This window comes from Chitinivorax sp. B (assembly GCF_005503445.1).
In the GTDB taxonomy this organism is placed as follows: Bacteria; Pseudomonadota; Gammaproteobacteria; order Burkholderiales; family SCOH01; genus Chitinivorax.
Genome location: NZ_SCOH01000164.1, coordinates 1 through 1,156, shown reverse-complemented (window position 1 = coordinate 1,156; position 1,156 = coordinate 1). Strand labels below are relative to the sequence as shown.

Genomic DNA, 1,156 nt, shown 5'->3' with positions numbered 1-1,156 from the left:
TGATGCACCGCGTATTCAAAACTGCCGGGCAGCAGCTGTTTTTCCAGATCCACCGCGAGAAATCTCGGGCGGGTGTCGATCACCTTGTAACGGGCCATGGCACTTTCCTGTGGAGGGCTGCAGCTTGGAGCCTTGATATCCCATTTGATTCACGGCAGGATGCGCGGATGAAGATTATTTTTCTACAGCTTCGTTAGCGAGGTTGGCGGGGCACATCGATTGGCAAGTATTCGAGCGGCAGTGGGCGCCACACTTCCCATCGTCGCGCGGCCACCCGGCTACCTCGACGCGCTTGATCGCCGGCCTGTTGTACTTGCAGCACACGTTCGCCTTATTCGACGAAGATGTGGTGTGGGGCTGGGTCGAGAACCCGTATTGGCAGCTGTTCTGCGGCGAGACTTGGTTCCAGCACCAACCGCCGATTGACCCCAGCTCGTTGACGCGCTGGCGCAAGCGGATCGGTGAAGAAGGCTTGGAGTGGCTGCTGACGGAAACGATCAAGGCAGCTGAGTCGACCAATGTGATGAAGGCCAAAAGCGACGAGAAGATCATTGTCGATAGCACCGTGCAGGAAAAAGCCATCGCCCATCCCACTGACAGCAAGTTGCTGGAACGGGCCAGGCAGCACTTGGTCAAGCTGGCCGTCGAAGGCGGTTTGGTGCTGCGACAGAACGACAACCGCGAAGCACCGAAGCTGGCGGCCCAGACGGGACGCTATGCCTATGCTAAGTAGTACAAGCGCATGCGCACCAGCTTGGAAAAACTGAAGACGGTGGTTGGCCGCGTGTGGCGCGACGTGCAGCGACAACTGGTAAAGCTGCCCGCTGCCATGCAGCACAAGGCCAGCGACTTGCTGGCCAAGGCCAAACGTTTGTTGACGCAGAAGCAGAAAGACAAAAACATGCTGTACTGTCTGCACGCACCGGAGGCCGAGTGCATCTCCAAGGGCAAATCGCGCCAGCCTTACGAGTTCGGCGTGAAGGTGTCGATCGCTACCATGCACAAGAAAGGCCTGGTGGTTGGGATGCGCAGCATGCCTGGCAATCCGTACGATGGCCACACGCTGTTCGAGGCATTGGAACAGGTGGCGATTTTGACTGGCTGTCAACCCAAGGAAGTCTTCGTGGACCTGGGCTACCGTGGCGTGGAGGTACAG

The 1,156-nt window shown here is 58.2% G+C and carries 1 pseudogene; it reads left to right on the top strand.

From position 1 onward, the window contains the following. Positions 1-193: 193 nt before the first annotated feature. A pseudogene (locus tag FFS57_RS25050) lies at positions 194-1,156 on the top strand (IS5 family transposase); the annotation flags it as partial.